Genomic DNA, 275 nt, shown 5'->3' with positions numbered 1-275 from the left:
TGCTGCCTAGCGGCGTTCTGGTGCTCTCGGGCCATCGCGGCGGAGGTGTTGGCGAGCATCGCGTCGGCGGCGGTGTGCCACCCGGCGCCCACGAACTGGAGGAAGTTGACGACCAGCGTGGTCGGCGTCTCGGCCGCGTCGACGAGGTCCGGTCCGGCGCTCTGGGCGCGGCGGAACACGATGCGCTGTCCGCGCAAGACCGCAAAGGTGACCGAGTAGCGGCGCGACTTGGTGAGGAAGTGGCCGCCGAAGCCGAGCATGTGCGCCCACCGTCC

Annotated in this window: 1 protein-coding gene; it reads right to left on the bottom strand. The window is 70.9% G+C overall.

What is annotated here, in order from left to right; all coding sequences use genetic code 11:
- On the bottom strand, nt 1-275 hold a 275-nt coding region (locus ADL15_RS24435), incomplete at both ends, for a replication initiator (RefSeq protein ID WP_394326952.1).

The sequence above is a fragment of the Actinoplanes awajinensis subsp. mycoplanecinus genome, from assembly GCF_001509495.1.
GTDB lineage: Bacteria > Actinomycetota > Actinomycetes > Mycobacteriales > Micromonosporaceae > Actinoplanes > Actinoplanes palleronii.
The sequence above is the reverse complement of the archived record's forward strand: the minus strand, read 5'-3'. Positions and strand labels throughout refer to the sequence as shown.